The following is a 23,267-nucleotide window of genomic DNA, read 5'->3' on the forward strand; positions in this document are numbered from 1 at the left end:
TCAGCGTGGTGTGCAGGGCCGCGTCCAGCAGGGCGGGGTGCAGGCCGAACTCGGCGGCCGCGTCGTGCTGTTCGCGCGGCAGCCGCACCTCGGCGAACAGCTCCTCGCCCTGGCGCCAGAGCGCGTGCAGGCCCTGGAACGCCGGACCGTAGCCGAGGCCGTCGGCGGCCAGGCGCGGGTAGAGGTCCGTGAGGTCCACCGGCAGCGCGCCGGCCGGTGGCCAGGCGGTGAGATCCCAGGCCGGCTGCTCGGCGTCGGTGGCCAGGACGCCGGTCGCGTGCCGGGTCCAGGGGGCGTCGGGGCGGTCCGGGCGGGAGTGGACGGAGACGGGGCGCCGTCCGTCCTCGGCTGCGGGGCCGACCCGGAGCTGGAGCTGGACCGATCCGTCCTCCGGGAGCAACAGGGGTGCCTGGAGGGTGAGTTCGTCGAGGACCTCGCAGCCGGTGCGGTCGCCCGCGTGGAGGGCGAGTTCGACGAGAGCGGTGCCGGGGAGGAGCGCGGTGCCGAAGACGGCGTGGTCGGCGAGCCAGGGGTGGGTGGCGGCGGAGAGCAGGCCGGTGAGGACGTGCTCGTCGTCGTCGGCGAGGGGGAGCAGGGCACTGAGGAGGGGATGGTCGGCAGCGGTGAGGCCGGCGGCGCGGACGTCTCCGGCGGCTGCGGGGGCGTCGAGCCAGAAGCGTTCGCGTTGGAAGGGGTAGGTGGGGAGGTCGAGGTGGTGAGGACCGTCGGTGGGGAGGAGGGCCGTCCAGTCGACGGGGTGGCCGTGGATGTGGATCTCGGCGGCCGAGGTGAGCAGTCGGCGGAGGCCGCCCTCGTTGCGGCGGAGGGTGCCGGTGGTGACGGCGGGCTGGTCGGCGGCCTCGGCGGTGTCCTGGACGGTGGTGGTGAGGACGGGGTGGGGGCTGGCCTCGATGAAGGTGTGGTGGCCGTCGGCGAGGGCGGAGCGCAGCGCGTCGGTGAGGAGGACGGGTTGGCGGAGGTTGGTGTACCAGTAGTCCGCGTTGAGTTGGGTGGTGTCGATCCGTTCGCCGGTGACGGTGGAGTAGAAGGGGATGTCGGCGGGCTTGGGGGTGATGCCGCTGAGCTGTTCGGCGAGCTGGTCGCGGAGTTGTTCGACGTGGTGGGTGTGGGAGGCGTAGTCGACGTCGATGCGGCGGGCGCGGATGCCGGTTTCGTCGCAGTGGGTGAGGAGTCGGTCGAGGGCGTCGTGGTCGCCGGCGATGACGGTGGTGGTGGGGCCGTTGTGGGCGGCGACGCTGAGCCGTCCGTCCCAGGCCTTCAACAGCTCGACGGTGTCCTGGTGGCCGAGGGGAATGGACGCCATGCCGCCGTGTCCGCTGATGGCGAGGATGGCGCGGCTGCGCAGGGCGGCGATCCGGGCGCCGTCTTCGAGGGTGAGGGCGCCGGCGATGGTGGCGGCGGCTATTTCGCCTTGGGAGTGGCCGATGACGGCGGCGGGGTGGATGCCGAGGGACTGCCAGAGTTCGGCGAGGGCGACCATGACGGCGAACAGGGTGGGCTGGACGACGTCGACCCGCCCGAGGTCGAGGGTGCCGCGCAGGGCGTCCGTCAGCGACCAGTCGATGTGCGGGGCCAGGGCGTCCTGGCAGCGGGCGATGGAGGCGGCGAACACGGTTGAGGTGTTGAGGAGTTCGGCGCCCATGCCGATCCACTGCGAGCCCTGTCCGGGGAAGACGAACACCGGACGCTCGAAGCTTCCGCCGCCCACCACGACCCCCGGCGTGGCGGTGCCGTCGGCGACGGCGGTGAGGCCGCTCAGCAGCTCCGCGCGGTCCTCGCCGATCACCACCGCCCGCTGCTCGAACGCCGACCGGCCCGACACCAGGGCCGCGGCCACCGCGGCCGGCTCCCACTCCGGGTGAGCCTCGACCGCCGCCCGCAGCCGCTCGGCCTGGGTACGCAGGGCCCGCTCGTCCCGGGCGGACAGCACCCACGGCAGCGCGGCGCCGCCGACCGCGGCCGGAGCAACCGCCGGCTGCTCGCTCGGCTGCTCGGCCGGTTCTTCCGCCGGTGCCTCCTCCAGGATCACGTGCGCGTTCGTCCCGCTGACCCCGAACGAGGACACGGCCGACCGCCGGGGCCGCCCCGTCCGCGGCCATTCCCGTGCCTCGGTGAGCAGTTCGACGGCGCCGGAGGACCAGTCCACGTGCGGGGTGGGCTCGTCGACGTGCAGCGTGCGCGGCAGTACGCCGTGCCGCATCGCCATCACCATCTTGATCACGCCGCCGACCCCGGCCGCGGCCTGGGTGTGGCCGATGTTGGACTTCAACGAGCCCAGCAGCAGCGGCCGTTCGGCCGGCCGGTCCTTGCCGTAGGTGGCGAGCAGGGCCTGCGCCTCGATCGGGTCGCCCAGCCGGGTGCCCGTGCCGTGCGCCTCCACCGCGTCGATCAGGTCCGGTGACAGGTCGGCCTCGGCGAGGGCGGCCCGGATCACCCGCTGCTGCGAGGGGCCGTTGGGCGCGGAGAGGCTGCTGCTGGCACCGTCCTGGTTCACCGAGGAGCCGCGCAGTACGGCGAGCACCGGGTGCCCGTTGCGGCGGGCGTCGGAGAGCCGCTCGACCAGCAGCATGCCGGCGCCCTCGCCCCAGGCGGTGCCGTCGGCGGCGGCCGCGAAGGACTTGCAGCGCCCGTCCCGGGCGAGGCCGCCCTGCCGGCTGAACTCGACGAAGGTGTCGGGCGTGGCCATCACCGTGACGCCGCCGGCCAGCGCCATCGTGCAGTCGCCGCGCCGGACGGCCTGGGCGGCGAGGTGGAGGGCCACCAGGGAGGAGGAGCAGGCCGTGTCCACGGTCACCGCCGGCCCCTCCAGTCCGAGCGCGTAGGCGATCCGTCCGGACGCGACGCTGCCCGCGGTGCCGCTGCCCAGGAAGCCCGCGACCGACTCGTCCACCGAGGTCAGCCGGGTGCCGTAGTCGTGGTACATCAGGCCGGTGAACACCCCGACCCGGGTGCCGCGCACCGTCGCGGGGGGAATGTCCGCGCGCTCGAACGCCTCCCACGCGGTCTCCAGCAGCAGCCGCTGCTGGGGGTCCATGGCGAGCGCCTCGCGCGGGCTGATGTCGAAGAACCCGGGGTCGAACCGGTCGGCGTCGTCGAGGAAGCCGCCCTCGCAGACGTAGGAGGTGCCGGGGCGCAGGCCGTCGGGGTCGTAGAAGTCCTCGGTGCGCCAGCCGCGTTCGGCGGGTGGCGCACCGACGGCGTCCCGTCCGGCGGCCGCCAGCTCCCACAGCTCCTCCGGGGTCCGGACCCCGCCCGGGTAGCGGCAGCTCATTCCGACGATCGCGATCGGCTCGCGGTCGGCGGCCTCCAGCTCGGCCACCCGGCGGCGTGCCTCGCCGAGTTCGGCGGCAGCCCACCGGAGGTGCTCGCGAAGCTTGTCTTCATGTGCCACTTGAGCCTGCTCCTAAAGCCGGTGCGGGGGTCGATCCGTGCGGGGTTCGGCCCTCAGCGGGCGCGCAACTGGTCGAGTACGTCGAAGAGTTCGTCGTCGGTCGCCGAGGCGAGGTCGGTTCGGTCGGCGCCGTCCCGGCCGTCGTCGTCCCAGCGGGAGAGGAGGTCCCTCAGCCGGTGGGTGATCGCCGTCCGGGCCTGGTCGTCGTCGGTGAAGGGCGCCAGGAACGCCTCCAGCCGGTCGAGTTCCGCGAGCGCGGGGCCCACCTCCGTCATCTCCTCGGCGCCGAACCGGGCGCTGAGGTGATCGGCCAGAGCCGTCGCGGTGGGGTGGTCGAAGACCAGGGTGCTGGGCAGTTGGAGGCCGGTGGCCTCCTGGAGCCGGTCCTGGAGTTCGAGGTTGGCGAGCGAGTCGAAGCCCAGGTCGACGAAGCCCTGACCGGGGTCGATGTCCTCGGGGCCGGACTCGGCCAGCACGACCGCCGCGTGGGTGCGGACGAGGTCGAGCAGGGCCCGCCGGCGTTCGGACTCCGGCATCGCCCGCAGGCGCTGCGCGAAGCCGGCCGCCGGGTCCGCCGCCGGAACCGCTGACGCCGGAACCGCTGCCGCAGCCGCGGCGGGAGTCGGCTCCGCGACCGGTTCCCGCAGCAGCGACGGGACCTGTCCCCGTTCGGCCCGGCCCCGCAACGCTACGGGGTCCAGCCGGACCGGGACCAGCACCGGCTCAGTGATCATCATACGGGCGGTGTCGAAGAGATCAAGTGCCTGTTCCGCGGAGAGGGCGCCGAACCCGTTCCGCTCCAACTTGGCTGTCTGCTGGGTGTTCAGACGCTCGGTCAGGGCGCTGCGCTCGGCCCACATTCCCCACGCGAGGGACAGGCCCGGCAGGCCCTCGGCGTGGCGCTGCCGGGCGAGCGCGTCCAGGAAGGCGTTCGCCGCGGCGTAGTTGGCCTGGCCGGCGGTGCCGAGGACGCCGGAGGCGGAGGAGAACAGGACGAAAGCGTCCAGTCCCAGCGAGCGGGTCAGGTCGTGCAGGTGCCAGGCCGCGTCCACCTTCGGCCGCAGGACGGCATCGAGCCGTTCGGGGGTGAGCGCGGTCAGCAGGCCGTCGTCGGTCGCGCCGGCCGCGTGCACCACGGCCGTCAACGGGTGCTCCCCGGGGATCGAACGCAGCAGGCCGGCCAGGGCCGCACGGTCGGAGGCGTCGCAGGCGGCCACCGTGACGTCGGCCCCCAGCGCGGTCAGCTCCGCGACCAGTTCGGCCGCGCCCGGCGCCCGCTCCCCCCGCCGCCCGGCCAGCAGGAGGTGCCGGGCACCGCGGACGACCAGGTGCCGGGCGAGCAGCGAGCCGAGCGTGCCCGTGCCGCCGGTGACCAGGACGGTGCCGTTCGGGTCGAAGGAGGGGGCGGGGGAGGGGCTGTCGCCGGCGGGCCGTTCCGCCTCCACCAGCCGTGGTGCCAGGAGGTCGGACCGGCGCAGCGCCAGTTGCGGTTCGTCCCGGGCCAGGACCAGCGCCCGGGTCAGGTCGGCCTCGGCGGGATCGGCGGGATCCGCCGCGTCGAGGTCCAGGAGGCCGAAACGCCGGGGGTGCTCGGACAGGGCCGACCGCAGCAGTCCCCAGACCGCCGCCGAGGCCAGGTCGGGTGACGCGGTGTCGGCCCCCGCGGCCTGCGCGCCCCGGGTGGCCACGACCAGTCGCGCGGCGGCGAACCGCGGCTCGGCGAGCCAGGCCCGCACCAGCGACAGCGCGTCGGCGGTGGCGGAGTGGACGGCGGCCGGCAGCTCGCCGCCGGCCGGCAGGAGGGGTGCGAGCACCACGTCCGGCACCGGTGTCCCGGCGGCGGCCAGGGCGGTGAGGTCCGGGTAGCGGAGCGCGGAGGCCGTCGGCAGCCCGGCGCCCACCACTGCCGTCCGCACGGCGGACGGCTGCGGGGGTGCCGGCACCGGCGCCCATCGGACCCGCCACAGCAGGGGGGAGCCGGTGGCGTCACCGTGCAGTGTCCGGGACCGCAGGCTCGCGACCGACGCCACCGGGACACCCGCCGGGTCGGCCGCCTCGACGGTCATCGCGTCCGGTCCGGCGGGCGCGAGCCGCACCCGCAGCGCGGTCGGGCCCGTCCCCCGGATCGAGACGCCGTGCCAGGCGAACGGGACCGGGACCGGCCCCGCGGTCGGCGCGGCAGCGGCGGCACCGGCCTGCAGCGCGGCGTCCAGCAGGGCCGGGTGGAGGCCGTACCGCGCGGCGTCGGCCCGGTCCGCCTCGGCCAGGGCCACCTCGGCGAACACCTCCTCGCCGCGGCGCCAGAGCGCGCGCAGCCCGCGGAAGGCGGGACCGTAGTCGATGCCGAGGCCGGCGAAGCGGCGGTAGCACCCGTCGAGGTCGACCGGCTCGGCGCCGGCCGGCGGCCAGGAGACCAGGTCCGACGACGGGGCCGGCTCCTCGGCGGACACCGTGGCGGCGGCGTGCCGGCGCCACGGGGCGTCCTCGGGCCCGGCCGGGCGGGAGGACAGCTCCACCGGGCGGCGGCCGGCTCCGTCCGGGACGCCGACGGCCAGCCTGATCCGGACGCCGCCCTCCGGGGCGGTCTCCCGGCCGGGGAGCTCCAGCGGGGCGTGCAGGGTCAGCTCCTCGATGTGCGCGCAGCCCGTCCGGGCGCCCGCCCAGCGGACCAGCTCGACCACCGCGGTGCCGGGGAGCAGCACCCGCCCGTGCACGGTGTGGTCGGCGAGCCAGGGCAGCTCGCCGGGTGACAGCCGTCCGGTGAACAGCAGCCCTCCGTCGGCGGGGAGTTCCACCGCGGCCCGGAGCAGCGGGTGGTCCGCCGGGGCGAGCCCGGCCGCGGCCACGTCGGGGTCGGCCGGTCCGTCCTCCAGCCAGTAGCGGCGGCGCTGGAACGGGTAGGTCGGCAGGTCGACCGGGCGCAGCCCGGCGGCGGGGAACGCCGCCGACCAGTCGGCCGGCCCGCCGTGGACGTACAGCTCGGCCAGGGCCGCGAGGAGCCGGTCCTGGGCGGCGAGGGCCTCGTCGGGGTCGCCGAAGGGGCCCTCGGGGCCGCCGACCACCCGGACCCTCCCGTCCGCGGCGCCCGCGATCCGGGCGGCCTGCTCGGGTCCGAGGGCGACGAACCGGGTGTGGCCGCGCTCCAGCAGGTCGCGCACCGCGTCGTCCGGATCGCCCGGCAGCAGCGGAACCCGGGCACCGGACGGGTCGACCGGCCCGCCGGACACCGCCGCGCGCGCCCCCTCCGCCAGGGAGAGGGCCTGCGCGACGCAGGCTCCCGCAGCCGCGCCGGCGCCGTCGCCCGGTGCGACCACGGCGGCCGGGTCCACCCCGTGCCCCTGCCACCACCCGGCGAGGGCGACCAGCACGGCCCATCCCACGGCGCGGTCGACCTCCGGGCGGGCCGGGTCGGGCGCGCCCTCGGCCCCGCGCAGCACCTGCGTGGCGGACCAGCCGGCGACCTCCACGAGCGCCGCGTCGCAGGCGGCCAGCCGCTCCGCGAACAGCGGCGAGGCGTCCAGCAGGCGCAGCACGCCGTCGGTGCGCTCCGCCGGCCGCTCCGGCAGCACGAACACCACCCGGGCGTCCCCCCGGGCGACGCCCCGGACCAGGCCGGGCCCCGGTTCGCCCGCCGCCAGCGCGGCCAGGCCCGCCCGGAACCCGGCCGGGTCCGTCCCCAGGAGGACGGCCCGGTGCTCGAAGGTCGCACGGGTGCGCGCCAGCGCCGCCCCCACCTCGGCGGCGGACCGGCCGGGGTGCCCGTCCAGGTGCTCCGACAGCCGTGCGGCCTGCGCGCGCAGCGCGGCCTCGGTCCGGCCGGAGAGCACCCACGGCAGCATCGCCCCGCGGGCCGGGCCGGGGTCGGCCGGCTCCGACCCGGCCCGTCCCGCCGGCTCGGGACGTCCGCCCTGCTCCGGCTCGGCCTCCTCCAGGACGAGGTGCGCATTGGTGCCGCTCACCCCGAAGGACGACACCCCGGCCCGGCGCGGCCGCCCGCTCACCGGCCACGGCCGGGCGGCGGTCAGCGGGGACACCGCGCCGGCCTCCCAGTCGACGTGCGGATTCGCCCCGTCGAGGTGCAGGGTGCGCGGCAGCACGCCGTGGCGCATCGCCATCACCGTCTTGATGACGCCGGCCACCCCCGCCGCCGCCTGGGCGTGCCCGATGTTGGACTTCACCGAGCCGAGCCACAGCGGCTCCGCCCCGGCCCGCTCCTGGCCGTAGGTGGCCAGCAGCGCCTGGGCCTCGATCGGGTCGCCGAGCGTGGTCCCGGTGCCGTGCGCCTCCACCGCGTCCACGTCCCGCGCCGACAGCCCGGCGTTCTCCAGCGCCTGCCGGATCACCCGCTGCTGGGCGGGCCCGCTCGGGGCCGTCAGACCGCTGCTCGCGCCGTCCTGGTTGACCGCGCTGCCCCGGATCACGGCCAGGACGTGCCGGCCGTTCCGCCGGGCGTCGGAGAGGCGTTCCAGCAGCAGCATCCCGACGCCCTCGCCCAGGCCGGTCCCGTCGGCCCGGGCCGAGAACGCCTTGCAGCGCGCGTCGGGCGCCAGGCCCCGCTGCCGGCTGAACTCGACCAGCGCCATCGGCGAGGCCATCACGGTCACACCGCCGGCGAGGGCGAGCGAGCACTCGCCGCTCCGCAGCGCCTGCGCCGCCTGGTGCAGCGCCACCAGGGACGACGAGCACGCGGTGTCGAGGGTGACGGCCGGACCCTCCAGGCCGAAGGTGTACGCGACCCGGCCGGAGGCGACGCTGCCGGTACTGCCGTTGCCGACGTAGCCCTCGAACTCACCCGGCACCCGGCGCAGCCGCGAGGCGTAGTCCTGGTAGATCACCCCGGCGAAGACGCCGGTCCGGCTGCCGCGCAGGGTCTCCGGGGCGATCCCCGCCCGCTCGAAGGCCTCCCAGGAGGTCTCCAGCAGCAGCCGCTGCTGCGGGTCGGTGGCCAGCGCCTCGCGGGAGCTCATGCCGAAGAACGCCGGGTCGAACTCGGCCGCGTCGTGCAGGAAGCCGCCCTCGCGGACGTACACCGTGCCGTGTCGGGCCGGGTCGGGGTCGTGCAGGCCGCCGTCCCAGCCGCGGTCCGTCGGGAAGGGCGAGATCGCGTCCCGCTCCTCGGCCACCACGCGCCACAGGTCCTCCGGGGAGGCGACCCCGCCGGGGTAGCGGCACGCCATGCCGACGATCGCGATCGGCTCACGGGCCCCCTCCTCGACCTCCTGGAGCCGCCGGCGGGTCCGGCGCAGGTCGACGGTCAGCCGCTTGAGCGCGTCGACGACCTTCTCGCTACTCGTCATTCCGCTGTGCGCCTCTCTGTTCAACGACGGGTCCGAGTTCAAGGACGGGTCCGACGGTGGGCCCGGGGTGGGCATGGTCACGGGTTCCGCAGTTCGCTGTCGACGATGTCGAGGATCTCGTCGAGCGTGATGTCCGCGAACTCCTCCTCATCGGAGGGGAGTTCGGGCGCCGCCTCGGCCTGCGGCGCGTGCAGCTGCGCCGCCAGCCCGCGCAGCCGCTCGGCGAGCCGCTCACGCGCGGCCCGGTCCGCGGGGGCCAGGTCGCGCAGACCCGCCTCCAGGGCGTCGAGGTCGAGCGGGGCCGGTGCGGCGGCCGTCCGGTCGCGCTGCCGGAGCAGCTCGCCGAGGTGCTCGGCGACGGCGGCCGGCGTCGGGTGGTCGAAGACCAGCGTCGCGGGCAGGCGCAGGCCGGTGGCCGTGGCCAGGCGGTTGCGCAGCTCCACTCCGCGCAGCGAGTCGAACCCGGACTCCAGGAAGCCGCGCCCGGTGCCGACCGCCTCCGGCGAGGCGTGGCCGAGCACCGCGGCCACCTGGACCCGCACCAACTCGACGAGGGTGTGCGACCGTTCGGCGGCGGACAGGCCGTCGAGCGACAGCCCGGCGCCGGTTGCGGCCGGCGCCTCGGAGCGGGCCGCGCGCCGCGGTGCCGTGCCGAGCAGGGCCCGAAGCAGCGGCAGGTCCCGCGTCGAGCCGCCCTCGCGGAGCGCGCGCAGGTCCAGTCGGACCGGGAGCACCAACGGCCGGTCCTGGGCGAGCGCGGTGTCGAACAGCTCCAGGCCCGCCGCCGTGGACATCGGCAGCACGCCCGAGCGCCGCATCCGCGACCGGTCCGCCTCGCTCAGGCCGCGGGTCATGGCGCTGGCCGCCGACCACAGCCCCCACGCCATCGACACCCCGGGCAGGCCCAGCGCGCGGCGGTGGGCGGCCAGGCCGTCCAGGTAGGCGTTGGCGGCGGCGTAGTTGGCCTGCCCGGCATTGCCGAGCAGCCCGCCCGCGGCCGAGAACAGCACGAACATCGCCGGCTTGGCGTTCAGGGTCAGCTCGTGCAGGTTCCAGGCGGCGTCCGCCTTCGGGCGCAGCACGGCCCTGGCCCGCTCCGGGGTGAGCGAGGCGAGGGTGCCGTCGTCCAGCACCCCGGCCGCGTGCACCACCCCGGTCAGCGGGTGGCGCGCCGGGACGGCCGCGAGCACCGAGGCCAGCGACTCCCGGTCGGCCGCGTCGCACGGGGCGAAGGTCACCTCGGCGCCCGACCCGGCCAGGGACAGGGCCAGTTCGGCGGCGCCGGGCGCCTGCCGGCCCTGCCGGCTGACCAGCAGCAGGTGCCGGACGCCGTACGTGTCGACCAGGTGCCGGGCGACGAGGGCGCCCAGCGTGCCGGTACCCCCGGTGATCAGCACGGTGCCCTCCGGGTCCAGGGCGGTGGCGGCGACGTCGTCGGCCGGGTGCAGCCGTGCCAGCCGGGGCACCAGCACCCGCCCGGCCCGGACCGCGTACTGCGGCTCGGCACCGTCCAGCACGGCCGGCAGCACGGCCGGCAGTACGGCGGACAGCGCGGCCGACGGCGCGGTCCGGTCGTCGGCCGCGGGGCCGTCGAGGTCCACCAGGACGAACCTGCCCGGGTGCTCGGCCTGCGCCGACCGCACCGCACCCCAGACGGCGGCCGCCGCCAGGTCGGGGGACACGGCCCGGAGCGAGGTGTCGACGGCGCCGGCGGTCACCACCACCAGGCGGGCGGCGCCGAACCGGTCGTCGGCCACCCAGGACTGGAGCAGGGACAGCGCCCGTTCCACCGCCCGCCCGGCCGCGTCCGCGGACAGGGTGTCCCCGCCGGGCTCCGACGTCCAGGGGAGCACGACGGCCTCGGGCACGGGTGCGCCGGCGCCGATCGCGTCGGCGAGGGCCGCGAGATCCGGATAGCCGTCTCCGCCGACCGCGCCGGAACCGAGCACCGCGTGGCGGACCGTCCCCGCGTTCGTACGGCCGGGCAGCTCGTGCCACGCCAGCTGGAACAGCGAGTCGGCGCCGGAGCGACGGGAGGCGGAGCCGAGCTGCGCCCGGGAGACCGGCCGGACGGCGAGCGAGTCGACCGTGGCGACCGGCAGACCGGTCTCGTCGGCCACCGCCAGCGACAGCTCGTCCGGGCCGGTCGGAGTCAGCCGCACCCGGAGCGCGGTCGCGCCAGCGGCGTGCAGGGTGACACCGGTCCACGAGAACGGCAGCCTCACCTGCTCCGCGCCGTCGATCAGCGTGGTGTGCAGGGCCGCGTCCAGCAGGGCGGGGTGCAGGCCGAACTCGGCGGCCGCGTCGTGCTGTTCGCGCGGCAGCCGCACCTCGGCGTACACCTCCTCGCCGAGCCGCCAGGCGGCGCGCAGCCCTCGGAACGCGGGACCGTACCCGAGGCCGTCGACGGCGAGCCGCTCGTAGAGGCCGTCGAGTTCGACCGGCTCGGCCCCGGCCGGCGGCCAGACGCGGCCGGACGCCCAGCCGGCGGACGGCTCGGACGGCTCGGTCGGCGAGGCGGTGCCGGTCGCGTGGCAGGTCCAGGCGCCGCCGGCCTCCGAACCGTCCACAGCGGAGTGGACGGTGAGAGCGCGACGCCCGGTGGCGTCCGCCGCGCCGACGCGGACCTGGACGCGGACGCCGTCCTGGCCGGGGAGGACGAGCGGCGCCTGGAGGGTGAGCTCCTCGATGTGGTGGCAGCCGAGTCGGCGGCCGGCGTGGAGGGCGAGTTCGACGAGGGCCGTGCCGGGGGCGAGAACGGTCCCCCAGACGGCGTGGTCGGCGAGCCAGGGGTGGGTGGCGGCGGAGAGCAGGCCGGTGAGGAGCATGCCCTCGTCGTCCGGCAGCGGGACGGCCGCCGCGAGCAGCGGGTGCTCGGCGGAGTCGAGTCCGGCGGTGCGGGGGTTCGTCGCCGTGGGCGCGGTCAGCCAGAAGCGTTCGCGTTGGAAGGGGTAGGTGGGGAGGTCGGGGTGGGTGCCGGGGGTAAGGAAGGGGGTCCAGTCGACGGGGTGGCCGTGGGTGTGGATCGCGGCGGCCGAGGTGAGCAGTCGGCTGAGGCCGCCCTCGTTCCGGCGGAGGGTGCCGGTGATGAGGGTGGGGGTTGTGGTGTCGAGGGTTTCCTCGATGGCCGGGGTGAGGACGGGGTGGGGGCTGGCCTCGATGAAGGTGGTGTGGCCGTCGGTGAGGGCGGAGTTGAGGGCTTGGGTGAGGAGGACGGGTTGGCGGAGGTTGGTGTACCAGTAGTCGGCGTTGAGTTGGGTGGTGTCGATTCGTTCGCCGGTGACGGTGGAGTAGAAGGGGATGTCGGCGGGCTTGGGGGTGATGCCGGCGAGTTCGGTGGCGAGGTGGTCGCGGAGTTGTTCGACGTGGTGGGTGTGGGAGGCGTAGTCGACGTCGATGCGGCGGGCGCGGATGCCGGTTTCGTCGCAGTGGGTGAGGAGTTGGTCGAGGGCGTCGTGGTCGCCGGCGATGACGGTGGTGGTGGGGCCGTTGTGGGCGGCGATGCTGAGTCGTCCGTCCCAGGCCTTCAACAGCTCGACGGTGTCCTGGTGGCCGAGGGGAATGGACGCCATGCCGCCGTGGCCGCTGATGGTGAGGATGGCGCGGCTGCGCAGGGCGGCGATGCGGGCGCCGTCGTGGAGGGTGAGGGCTCCTGCGATGGTGGCGGCGGCGATCTCGCCCTGGGAGTGGCCGATCACGGCGGCGGGGTGGATGCCGAGGGACTGCCAGAGTTCGGCGAGGGCGACCATGACGGCGAACAACGTGGGCTGGACGACGTCGACGCGTGCGAGGTCGAGGGTGCCGCGCAGGGCGTCCGTCAGCGACCAGTCGATGTGCGGCGCGAGCGCGTCCTGGCAGCGGGCGATGGATCCCGCGAACACGGGTGAGGTGTCGAGGAGTTCGGCGCCCATGCCGATCCACTGCGAGCCCTGTCCGGGGAACACGAACACCGGACGCTCGAAGCTGCCGCTGCCGGTGGGAGCGGTGCCGTCGGCGACGGCGGCGAGGCCGCTCAGTAGTTCGGCGTGGTTCTGTCCGATGGCGACGGCCCGGTGGTCCAGGTGGGCCCGTCCGGTGAGCAGGGTGTGGCCGACGGCCCGCAGGTCGGTGTCGGGGTGGTCCTGGAGGAACGCGGCCAACTGTCCTGCCTGGGCGCGCAGCGCCTGCTCGTCGCGGGCGGAGAGGACCCACGGCACCACGGGGAACGGCGAGTCGGTGGCGGCGTCCTCCGGCGAGGCGGCGGGCGAAGCAGCCGGCGCCTCCTCCAGGATCACGTGCGCGTTCGTCCCGCTGATCCCGAAGGCGGAGACGCCCGCCCGTCGCGGACGCCCGTCCTCCTGCGGCCATTCCCGTGCCTCGGTGAGCAGTTCGACGGCACCGGCGGACCAGTCGACGTGGGAGGTGGGCTCGCTGACGTGGAGGGTGCGCGGAAGCACCTCGTTGTGCAGGGCGAGCACCATCTTGATCACACCGGCGATCCCGGCCGCGGCCTGGGTGTGGCCGATGTTGGACTTCAACGAGCCCAGCAGCAGCGGCCGTTCGGCGGGCCGGTCCTTGCCGTAGGTGGCGAGCAGGGCCTGCGCCTCGATCGGGTCGCCCAGCCGGGTGCCGGTGCCGTGCGCCTCGACCGCGTCCACGTCGGCGGTGGTGAGCCGGGCGTCCGCGAGGGCGGCCCGGATCACCCGCTGCTGCGACGGGCCGTTGGGGGCGGCCAGCCCGTTGGAGGCGCCGTCCTGGTTGACGGCCGAGCCGCGGATCACGGCGAGGACGGGGTGACCGTTGCGGCGGGCGTCGGAGAGCCGTTCGACCAGCACCACGCCGACCCCCTCGGAGAGGCCGAACCCGTCGGCATCGTCGGAGAACGCCTTGCAGCGGCCGGTCTCGGACAGCGCGCCCATGCGGCTGAACCCGATGAACGAGTCCGGGGTCGGCATCACCACCGCACCGCCCGCGATGGCCATCGAGCACTCGCCGGCCCGCAGGGCCCGGGCGGCCAGGTGCAGGGCGACCAGGGAGGACGAGCACGCGGTGTCGACGGTGATGGCCGGCCCCTCCAGGCCGAACGCGTAGGCCAGTCGGCCCGAGATGACGCTGGTGACGCTGCCGGTGATGACGTAGTCCTCGATGGCGGCCGACGCGTCGGCCGAACGGACGCCGTACCCGTGCTGCATGGCGCCGACGAAGGCGCCGGTCCGGCTGCCGCGCAGGGCGGTCAGGTCGATGCCGGCCCGTTCGAAGGCCTCCCAGGAGGTCTCCAGCAGCAGCCGCTGCTGCGGGTCCATCGCCAGCGCCTCGCGCGGGCTGATCCCGAAGAACGCGGCGTCGAACCCGTCCACGTCCCGGACGAAGCCGCCCTGCTGGCCGGGTACCGCGTCCGGGTCCCAGCCGCGGTCGGTGGGCAGGTCGGAGACGACGTCGCCGTCCGTGGCGAGCAGCTGCCACAGCTGTTCGGGCGTCGTCACGCCACCGGGGAAGCGGCAGGCCGTGCCGACGATCGCGATCGCCTCGTCGTCATCCGCGCCGTCGCCCGCCGGGGTGGCGGTCCCGGCCGGGGCGGGCAGTTCCGATGCCCCCAACTCCAGGATGTCGCGCCGCAGTTGGCTGGCGAGCGCGGTCGGTGTCGGGTAGTCGAAGACCAGCGTCGCCGGGAGGCGCAGGCCGGTGGCGGAGGCCAGCCGGTTGCGCAGTTCGACCGCCGTCAGCGACTCGAACCCCAGGTCCTTGAAGGCCCGGTCGGGCCGGATGCCGTCCGCGGTGCTGTGCCCCAGCACCGCGACGGCGTGCGCGGTGACGAGGTCGGTGAGCGCGCGGACCTGGTCCGGCTCGGACAGGTCCGCGAGGGACCGCCGGAGCTCGGAGCCGGAGCCGGCCGCGTCGGCCGCCGCACCGGTCGCCGTCCCGGCGGACGACGCCAGCACGGCACGCGCCTCGGGGAGTCCGGTGAGCAGGGGGCTCGGGCGCACCGCGGTGAACAACGGGACGAAGCGCTGCCAGTCGACCTCGGCCACCGCGACGAAGGTGTCGTCGTGGTCCAGCGCCTGCTGCAGGGCGGCGATCGCCAGCTCGGGGGCCATCAGCGGCAGACCCTGTCCGCGCACGCGGCGACGGGTGCGTTCGACGTCCGGGTCGCCCAGGTTCTTCCAGGTGTTGACGGCGTCCTCCCAGACGCCCCAGGCGACCGACAGCATCGGCAGGCCCTGCGCGCGGCCCTGTTCGGCGAGGGCGTCGAGCGCCGCGTTGGCGGCCGCGTAGGCGGCGTGGTCGCCGCTGCCCCAGAAGGCGGCGATCGAGGAGAACAGGACGAAGGCGTCGAGCTGGTCCGGGTCGAGCAGGTCGGCCAGGTGCCGGGCGCCGTCCACCTTGGCGGCCAGCACCTGGTCGAGGCTCTCCAGGGTGGTGTCGGCGACGGAGGTCAGTTCGATGAACGCGGCCGTGTGCAGGACGGCCCGCACCGTGTGGCCGTCCGCCCGCAGCCGGTCGAGCAGCCCGGCGACCGCGTCGCGGTCCGCCACGTCGCACGCGGCCAGGGTGACGGCCACGCCCCGACCCTCCAACTCGGCGGCCAGGTCGGCGGCGCCCGGGGCGTCCGGGCCCGAGCGGCTGGCCAGGACGAGGTGCTCGGCGCCGTGGTCGGCCAGCCAGCGCGTGAGCCGGGGGCCGAGGCTCCCGGTGCCGCCGGTGACCAGCACCGTGCCCCCGGGACGCCAGCCCCGGACGGGCTTGGCGGCGCCGAGCTGCGCACGGACCATCCGCCGCGCGAACAGGCCGGCCGGACGGACCGCCACCTGGTCCTCCCCGGAGTATCCCGAGAGCGCCCGGGCCAGCCGGCCGAGCGCCCGCTCGTCGGGCTCCTCGGGCAGGTCGACCAGTCCGCCCCAGAGCTGCGACTGCTCAAGGGCGACGACCCGGCCGAGGCCCCACAACTGGGCCTGCACCGGATCCGCCGGGCCGTCGGACGGTCCGGCGCACACGGCGCCGCGCGTGGCGCACCACAGCGGCGCCCGGAGGCCGAGGTCGGCCAGGGCCTGGACCAGCGCCAGCGTCAGCGCGAGGCCGCTCGTCACGGTGTGCTTCCCGGGGTGGCGGCGGGCGTCCAGTCCCAGGAAGGACAGCAGGCCGGCCGGGCCGGACCCGCCGTCGTCGAGCACCTCGCCCAGCCGCGCGGCCAGCACGTCGCGGTCCGCGTCGGCCGCGCCCGCCTCCAGGACCACGGGCCGGGCGCCGCGCAGGCCGAGGAGGCGTACGGCTCCGGTGACCCAGGCGTCGTCCGCGCAGCCCGCGGGAACGACCACCAGCCAGGTGCCGGAGAGGGCGGACGCGGCGCCCTCGGGCACGGGCTTCCAGGCGATCCCGTACCGCCAGTCGTCCACCGCCGACCGGTCGCGGCTCTGCCGGTGCCACGAGGAGAGCGCGGGCAGCAGGGCGCTCAGCGACCGCCGTCGCTCGTCGTCGTCCACCTGCAGCGTCGCGGCCACGGCGGCGACGTCCTGCTCCTCGACGGCCTCCCAGAAACCCGCGTCCTGGGTGCTGTACCCCGCCGGGGAGGCAGAGGCGACGGCGGTGTCCTCGATCCACAGGTGCTGGTGCTGGAAGGGGTAGGTGGGGAGGTCGGGGTGGGTGCCGGGGGCGAGGAAGAGGGTCCAGTCGACGGGGTGGCCGTGGGTGTGGAGGTGGGCGGCCGAGGTGAGGAGTCGGGTCCAGGTGCCTTCGTTCCGGCGGAGGGTGCCGGTGGTGACGGCGGGCTGGTCGGCGGCTTCGGCGGTGTCCTGGACGGTGGTGGTGAGGACGGGGTGGGGGCTGGCCTCGATGAAGGTGTGGTGGCCGTCGGCGAGGGCGGAGCGCAGCGCGTCGGTGAGGAGGACGGGTTGGCGGAGGTTGGTGTACCAGTAGTGCGCGTCGAGGCGGGTGGTGTCGATTCGTTCGCCGGTGACGGTGGAGTAGAAGGGGATGTCGGCGGGTTTGGGGGTGATGCCGGTGAGTTGTTCGGCGAGCTGGTCGCGGAGTTGTTCGACGTGGTGGGTGTGGGAGGCGTAGTCGACGTCGATGCGGCGGGCGCGGATGCCGGTTTCGTCGCAGTGGGTGAGGAGTTGGTCGAGGGCGTGGTGGTCGCCGGCGATGACGGTGGTGGTGGGGCCGTTGTGGGCGGCGATGCTGAGTCGTCCGTCCCAGGCCTTCAACAGCTGGACGGTGTCCTGGTGGCCGAGGGGGATGGACGCCATGCCGCCGTGGCCGCTGATGGCGAGGATGGCGCGGCTGCGCAGGGCGGCGATCCGTGCGCCGTCTTCGAGGGTGAGGGCGCCGGCGATGGTGGCGGCGGCGATCTCGCCCTGGGAGTGGCCGATGACGGCGGCGGGGTGGATGCCGAGGGACTGCCAGAGTTCGGCGAGGGCGACCATGACGGCGAACAGGGTGGGCTGGACGACGTCGACCCGCCCGAGGTCGAGGGTGCCGCGCAGGGCGTCCGTCAGCGACCAGTCGATGTGCGGGGCCAGGGCGTCCTGGCAGCGGGCGATGGAGGCGGCGAACTCGGGTGAGGTGTCGAGGAGTTCGGCGCCCATGCCGATCCACTGCGAGCCCTGTCCGGGGAACACGAACACCGGACGGTCGTAGCTGCCGCTGCCGGTGGGGGCGGTGCCGTCGGCGATGGCGGCGAGAGCGCTGAGCAGTTCCTCACGGTTCTCGCCGATGGCGACGGCCCGGTGGTCCAGGTGGGCCCTTCCGGTGAGGAGGGTGTGGCCGACGGCCCGAAGGTCGGTGTCGGGGCGCTCCTGGAGGAACGCGGCCAACTGTCCAGCCTGCGCGCGCAGCGCCTGCTCGTCGCGGGCGGAGAGAACCCACGGCACCACAGGGAACGGCGAGTCGGTGGCGGCGTCCTCCGGCGAGGCGGCGGGCGAAGCAGCCGGCGCCTCTTCGAGGATCACGTGAGCGTTCGTCCCGCTGATCCCGAACGAGGACACGGCGGCTCGTCGGGTCCGCTCCCCGGCCGGCCATTCCCGTGCCTCGGTGAGCAGTTCGACGGCACCGGAGGACCAGTCGACGTGCGGGGTGGGCTCGTCGACGTGCAGCGTCTGCGGCAGTACGCCGTGCCGCATCGCCATCACCATCTTGATCACGCCGCCGACCCCGGCCGCGGCCTGCGCATGGCCGATGTTGGACTTCAACGAGCCCAGCAGCAGCGGCCGTTCGGCGGGCCGGTCCTGGCCGTAGGTGGCGAGCAGGGCCTGCGCCTCGATCGGGTCACCCAACCGGGTGCCGGTGCCGTGGGCCTCCACGGCGTCCACGTCGGCGGCGGCCAGCCGGGCGTTCTTCAACGCGTCCCGGATCGCCCGCTGCTGGGCGGGCCCGTTGGGCGCGGAGAACCCGCTGCTGCTTCCGTCCTGGTTGACGGCGGAGCCGCGCACCACGGCGAGGACCGGGTGCCCGTTGCGCCGGGCGTCGGAGAGCCGTTCCAGCAGCAGGACGCCGACACCCTCCGCCCAGCCGGTGCCGTCGGCGGCGGCCGCGAAGGCCCGGCAGCGCCCGTCGGGGGACAGCGCCCGCTGACGGCTGAACTCGACGAAGCCGCCCGGTCCGGTCATCACGGTGACGCCGCCGACGAGGGCCATCGTGCATTCCCCGTTGCGCAGCGCCTGTCCGGCGAGGTGCAGCGCGACCAGCGACGAGGAGCACGCCGTGTCCACGGTGATCGCGGGCCCCTCCAGGCCCAGGCTGTACGCGACCCGCCCGGACACCACGCTGCCCAGGCTGCCCGTCATCAGGTAGCCCTCGAGGTCGTCGGGGGTGCGGCGCAGCCGCGCGGCGTAGTCCTGGTGCATCACGCCGGCGAACACACCGGTCCGGCTGCCGCGGACGGAGGCCGGGTCGATGCCGGCCCGCTCGAAGGCCTCCCAGGAGGTCTCCAGCAGCAGCCGCTGCTGCGGGTGCATGGCGAGCGCCTCGCGCGGGCTGATCCCGAAGAAGTCCGGGTCGAAGAGCGCGGCCTCGTGGAGGAAGCCGCCGGCCCGGGCGTAGGTCTTTCCGACCGCCTCGGGGTCGGAGTCGTAGAGCGCGTCCAGGTCCCAGCCGCGGTCCTCCGGGAAGGCGGTGACGGCGTCGCCGCCGCTCGCGACCAACTGCCAGAGGCCCTCGGGCGAGGTGACGCCCCCCGGGTAGCGGCAGGCCATGCCGACGATGGCGATCGGGTCGGAGGCCGCAGCGGTCAGTTTCCGGTTCTGCTGCCGCAGCAGTTCGGCCTCCTTGAGGGAAGCCCGTAGCGCCTTGACGACTTCTTCACTGGATACGGTCATCGCGAACTCCGAAACTCCGTGCCGTAGAGGGGTGGTGCGGCGTGATCAGTTGTCGCCGAGGGCGACCCGGATGAGGCTGTCCAGGTCCATCGTGTCGAGGGCGCTGCCGTGGTCCGGCTCGTCGGCGTCCGCCGGTTCGCCCGCCGGGTCCGCGAGTTGGAGGAGGGTGCGGACCAGCCCGGCTTCCTGGAACCGGGCCAGCGGGACCGTCGCCAGGGCCCGTCGGAACTCGGCCTCGTCGACCTCCTCGGGTGCCGGTTCCTCCGCTTCCTCCGCTGTCCGGTCGGCCGGGAACACCTCGTTCTCCAGGTGGCGGGCGACCGCGGCCGGGGTCGGGTGGTCGAAGATCAGGGTGACGGGCAGCCGGGTGCCGCTCTCCCGGCCGAGCCGGTTGCGCAGTTCGAGCGCGGTGAGGGAGTCGAGGCCGAGGTCGAGGAAGCCGCGATCGGGTTCGACCCGGTCCGGAGAGGCGTAGCCCAGCACGGCCGCCACCTGGGCCCGGACCACGTCGAGCAGGGCGCGGCCGCGCGCGGGCGCCTCCAGAGCGGCGAACCGCTGCCGGAAGGTCCCGGTCTGCGGGGCGGACGTCTCCCGCGTCCTCGGGGCCCGGACCAGGCCGCGGAGCACCGGTGGCACCTCGGGCTGCGCCCGCAGGGCCGCGGTGTCCAGCCGGGCCGGCACCAGCGCCGCGCGGTCCGTCCGCAGGGCCGCGTCGAAGAGCGCGAGTCCCTCGTCGGAGGGCATGGGGGCGAGGCCCGTACGGCTCAGGCGGCGGAGGTCGGCCTCGGCCAGGTGGCCGGTCATCCCGCTGGACTCCGCCCACAGTCCCCAGGCCAGGGAGTGCGCGGGCAGGCCCTCCGCGCGGCGCCGCTGCGCCAGGGCGTCGAGGAAGGCGTTGGCCGCCGAGTAGCTCGACTGGCCGGCCTGGCCCAGGACGCCCGCGGCCGAGGAGAAGAGGACGAACGCGCGGAGGTCGCTGCCGCGGGTCAGTTCGTGGAGGTGCCACGCCGCGTCGACCTTGGGCCGCAGGACGGCCGACACCCGGTCGGGGGTCAGGGCCGTCAGCACACCGTCGTCCAGGATGCCCGCCGTGTGGACCACGGCGGCCAGCGGCTGTTCGGCGGGCACCCGGGCCAGGGCCGTGGCGAGTGCCTCCCGGTCGGCCGTGTCGCACGCCGCGACCGTCACCGTGGCGCCCGCCGCCGTGAGTTCGTCCCGCAGCTCGGCCGCACCGTCGGCGTCGGGCCCCCGCCGGCTGAGGAGCAGCAGGTGGCGCACGCCGTACCGGGTCACCAGGTGGCGGGCGAGCAGGCCGCCGAGCAGGCCGGTGCCCCCGGTCACCAGCACGGTGCCGGCGGGGCCGAACGGGGCCGGGGCCTCCGCTGCGCCGGGCGCCGCGACGGCCAGCCGGGCGGCCGAAACGCGGCCTTCGCGTACCGCCAACTGGGGCTCTGCCAGTCGGGGTTCTGCCGAGGAGAGCGCCCGCACCAGGGCCGGGTAGGAGTCGGGGTGGTCGTCGAGGTCGGCCAGCACGAGGCGGCCGGGGTTCTCCGACTGGGCGGAGCGGACCAGGCCCCACAGCGGGGCGTGGACCAGGTCCGTGACGTCGTCGGCCGGATCCACCGCCACGGCGCCACGGGTGAGCAGCACGAGCCGGCCGTCGGCGAAGCGCTCCGAGTCGAGCCAGGCCCGGACGAGGTCCAGGGTGTGCCCGGCCGCCGCGTGGACGTTCTCGACGGACGCTCCGACCCCGGGCCCGAAGGCCGCCACGACCGTGGTCGGCAGCGGGGCCCGGATCGCGAGCAGATCGGCGGGGCCGGCGTAGCCGGAGTCGCGGGTCTCGTCGGTGTCGTCGGTGTGGTCGGCGCCCAGGAGGAACGGCGCCTCGTCGGGTGCGTCGGCACCGGGCGGCAGCGGCACCCAGTCCACCTGGTACAGCGGCTGGTGGCGGCCGTGGGCGGCGGCGCTGAACTGCTCGGGCGTCACCGGCCGCAGCGTCAGCGAGCCGACCGAGACGACCGGGCTTCCGGCCTCGTCGGTGGCGGTGAGGGAGACGGTGTCGGGGCCGGTCGGGGTGAGCCGGACGCGCAGCGAGGTGGCCGCCGTGGGGTGGAGGACGACGTCGGACCAGGCGAACGGCAGGCGGACGCCGTCCGATCCCTCCAGCAGGCAGGCGTGCAGGGCCGCGTCCAGGAGGGCCGGGTGCAGGTCGAAGCGGTCGTCGTGGCGTTCGCGCGGGAGCGCGACCTCGGCCAGGATCTCGTTGCCGTGCCGACCGACGGCCCGGAGGCCCTGGAACGCCGGACCGTAGTCGAAACCGACGTCGGCCAGCCGGTCGTAGAGCGCGTCGGCCGGATCGAGCGTCGCTGTCCAGGGCTGCGAGCCGTCCGCAGCCGCTGCGTGGCCCGGGCCCTCCACTGCCAGAATCCCGGTCGCGTGCCTGGTCCAGCCGTCCCCGGTGTGCTGGGCGGAGTGGCGGACGGAGTGGATGGTGACGGGGCGTCGGCCGGCCTCGTCGGGCGCGCCGACGCGGACCTGGAACCGGACGGGCTGCTGTTCGGGGAGGACGAGCGGCGCTTCCAGCGTCAGCTCTTCGAGGTGCGTGCAGTCGACCTGACGGCCGGCGTGGAGGGCGAGCTCGACGAGGGCGGTGCCGGGGAGGAGCGCGGTGCCGAAGACGGCGTGGTCGGCGAGCCAGGGGTGGGTGGCGGCGGAGAGCAGGCCGGTGAGGAGCATGCCCTCGTCGTCCGGCAGCGGGACGGCGGCGGCGAGCAGCGGGTGCTCGGCGGTGTCGAGTCCGGCGGTGCGGGGGTTGGCCGCCGTGGGTGCGGTCAGCCAGAAGCGTTCGCCCTGGAAGGGGTAGGTGGGCAGGTCGACCTGGTGGGGACCGTCGGTGGGGAGGAGCGCCGTCCAGTCGACGGGGTGGCCGTGGGTGTGGATCGCGGCTGCCGAGGTGAGCAGTCGGCTGAGGCCGCCCTCGTTCCGGCGGAGGGTTCCGGTCACGAGGGTGGGGGCTGCGGTGTCGAGGGTTTCCTCGATGGCGGGGGTGAGGACGGGGTGGGGGCTGATTTCGAGGTAGCTGGTGTGACCGTGGGTGGCGAGGTCGCGGAGGGTCGGTTCGAGGAGGACCGGCTGGCGGAGGTTGGTGTACCAGTAGTCCGCGTCGAGGCGGGTGGTGTCGATCCGCTCGCCGGTGACGGTGGAGTAGAAGGGGATGTCGGCGGGTTTGGGGGTGATGCCGCTGAGCTGTTCGGCGAGCTGGTCGCGGAGTTGTTCGACGTGGTGGGTGTGGGAGGCGTAGTCGACGTCGATGCGGCGGGCGCGGATGCCGGTTTCGTCGCAGTGGGTGAGGAGTTGGTCGAGGGCGTCGTGGTCGCCGGCGATGACGGTGGTGGTGGGGCCGTTGTGGGCGGCGACGCTGAGCCGTCCGTCCCAGGCCTTCAACAGCTCGACGGTGTCGTGGTGGCCGAGGGGGATGGAGGCCATGCCGCCGTGGCCGCTGATGGCGAGGATGGCGCGGCTGCGCAGGGCGGCGATCCGTGCGCCGTCTTCGAGGGTGAGGGCGCCGGCGATGGTGGCGGCGGCGATCTCGCCCTGGGAGTGGCCGATCACGGCGGCGGGGTGGATGCCGAGGGACTGCCAGAGTTCGGCGAGGGCGACCATGACGGCGAACAGGGTGGGCTGGACGACGTCGACGCGTGCGAGGTCCAGGGTGCCGCGCAGGGCGTCCGTCAACGACCAGTCGATGTGCGGGGCCAGGGCGTCCTGGCAGCGGGCGATGGAGGCGGCGAACTCGGGTGAGGTGTCCAGGAGTTCGGCGCCCATGCCGATCCACTGCGAGCCCTGTCCGGGGAACACGAACACCGGACGCTCGAAGCTGCCGCTGCCGGTGGGAGCGGTCCCCTCGGCGACGGCTATGAGTCCGCTCAACAACTCCGCGCGGTCCTGCCCGATCACCACCGCCCGCTGCTCGAACACGGTCCGGCCCGACACCAGCGCTGCGGCCACCGCGGCCGGTTCCCACTCCGGGTGAGCCTCGACCGCCGCCCGCAGCCGCTCGGCCTGGGCACGCAGGGCCCGCTCGTCCCGGGCGGACAGCACCCACGGCACGACCGCCGGGGCGGGTGTCGTGGGCGTCGGCTCCTCGGCGGCGGGCGCCTCTTCCAGGATGACGTGCGCGTTCGTCCCGCTGATCCCGAACGAGGACACGGCGGCTCGTCGGGTCCGCTCCCCGGCCGGCCATTCCCGTGCCTCGGTGAGCAGTTCGACGGC

3 protein-coding genes and 1 pseudogene are annotated in these 23,267 nt (G+C 75.4%); all 4 read right to left on the minus strand.

Annotation, left to right across the window (positions count from 1 at the left end; all coding sequences use genetic code 11):
* Positions 1–3,403, minus strand: a pseudogene (locus ACFWXO_RS38950) (type I polyketide synthase); the annotation flags it as partial.
* A gap of 62 nt (positions 3,404–3,465) precedes the next feature.
* Positions 3,466–8,709 carry a type I polyketide synthase gene (locus tag ACFWXO_RS38955; protein ID WP_380530339.1) on the minus strand — a complete coding sequence of 1,748 codons (5,244 nt, stop codon included), beginning with the start codon at positions 8,707–8,709 and terminating at the stop codon, positions 3,466–3,468.
* Between the two features lie 77 nt (positions 8,710–8,786).
* Positions 8,787–18,995, minus strand: coding sequence for a type I polyketide synthase (locus tag ACFWXO_RS38960; RefSeq protein WP_380530342.1), 10,209 nt, complete (start codon positions 18,993–18,995; stop codon positions 8,787–8,789).
* A 45-nt stretch (positions 18,996–19,040) separates the two neighbouring features.
* Positions 19,041–23,258, minus strand: a complete 4,218-nt coding sequence (locus ACFWXO_RS38965) for an SDR family NAD(P)-dependent oxidoreductase (protein ID WP_380530344.1) — start codon at positions 23,256–23,258, stop codon at positions 19,041–19,043.
* Between the last annotated feature and the right edge of the window lie 9 nt (positions 23,259–23,267).

The sequence above is a fragment of the Kitasatospora sp. NPDC059088 genome, from assembly GCF_042738155.1.
GTDB lineage: Bacteria > Actinomycetota > Actinomycetes > Streptomycetales > Streptomycetaceae > Kitasatospora.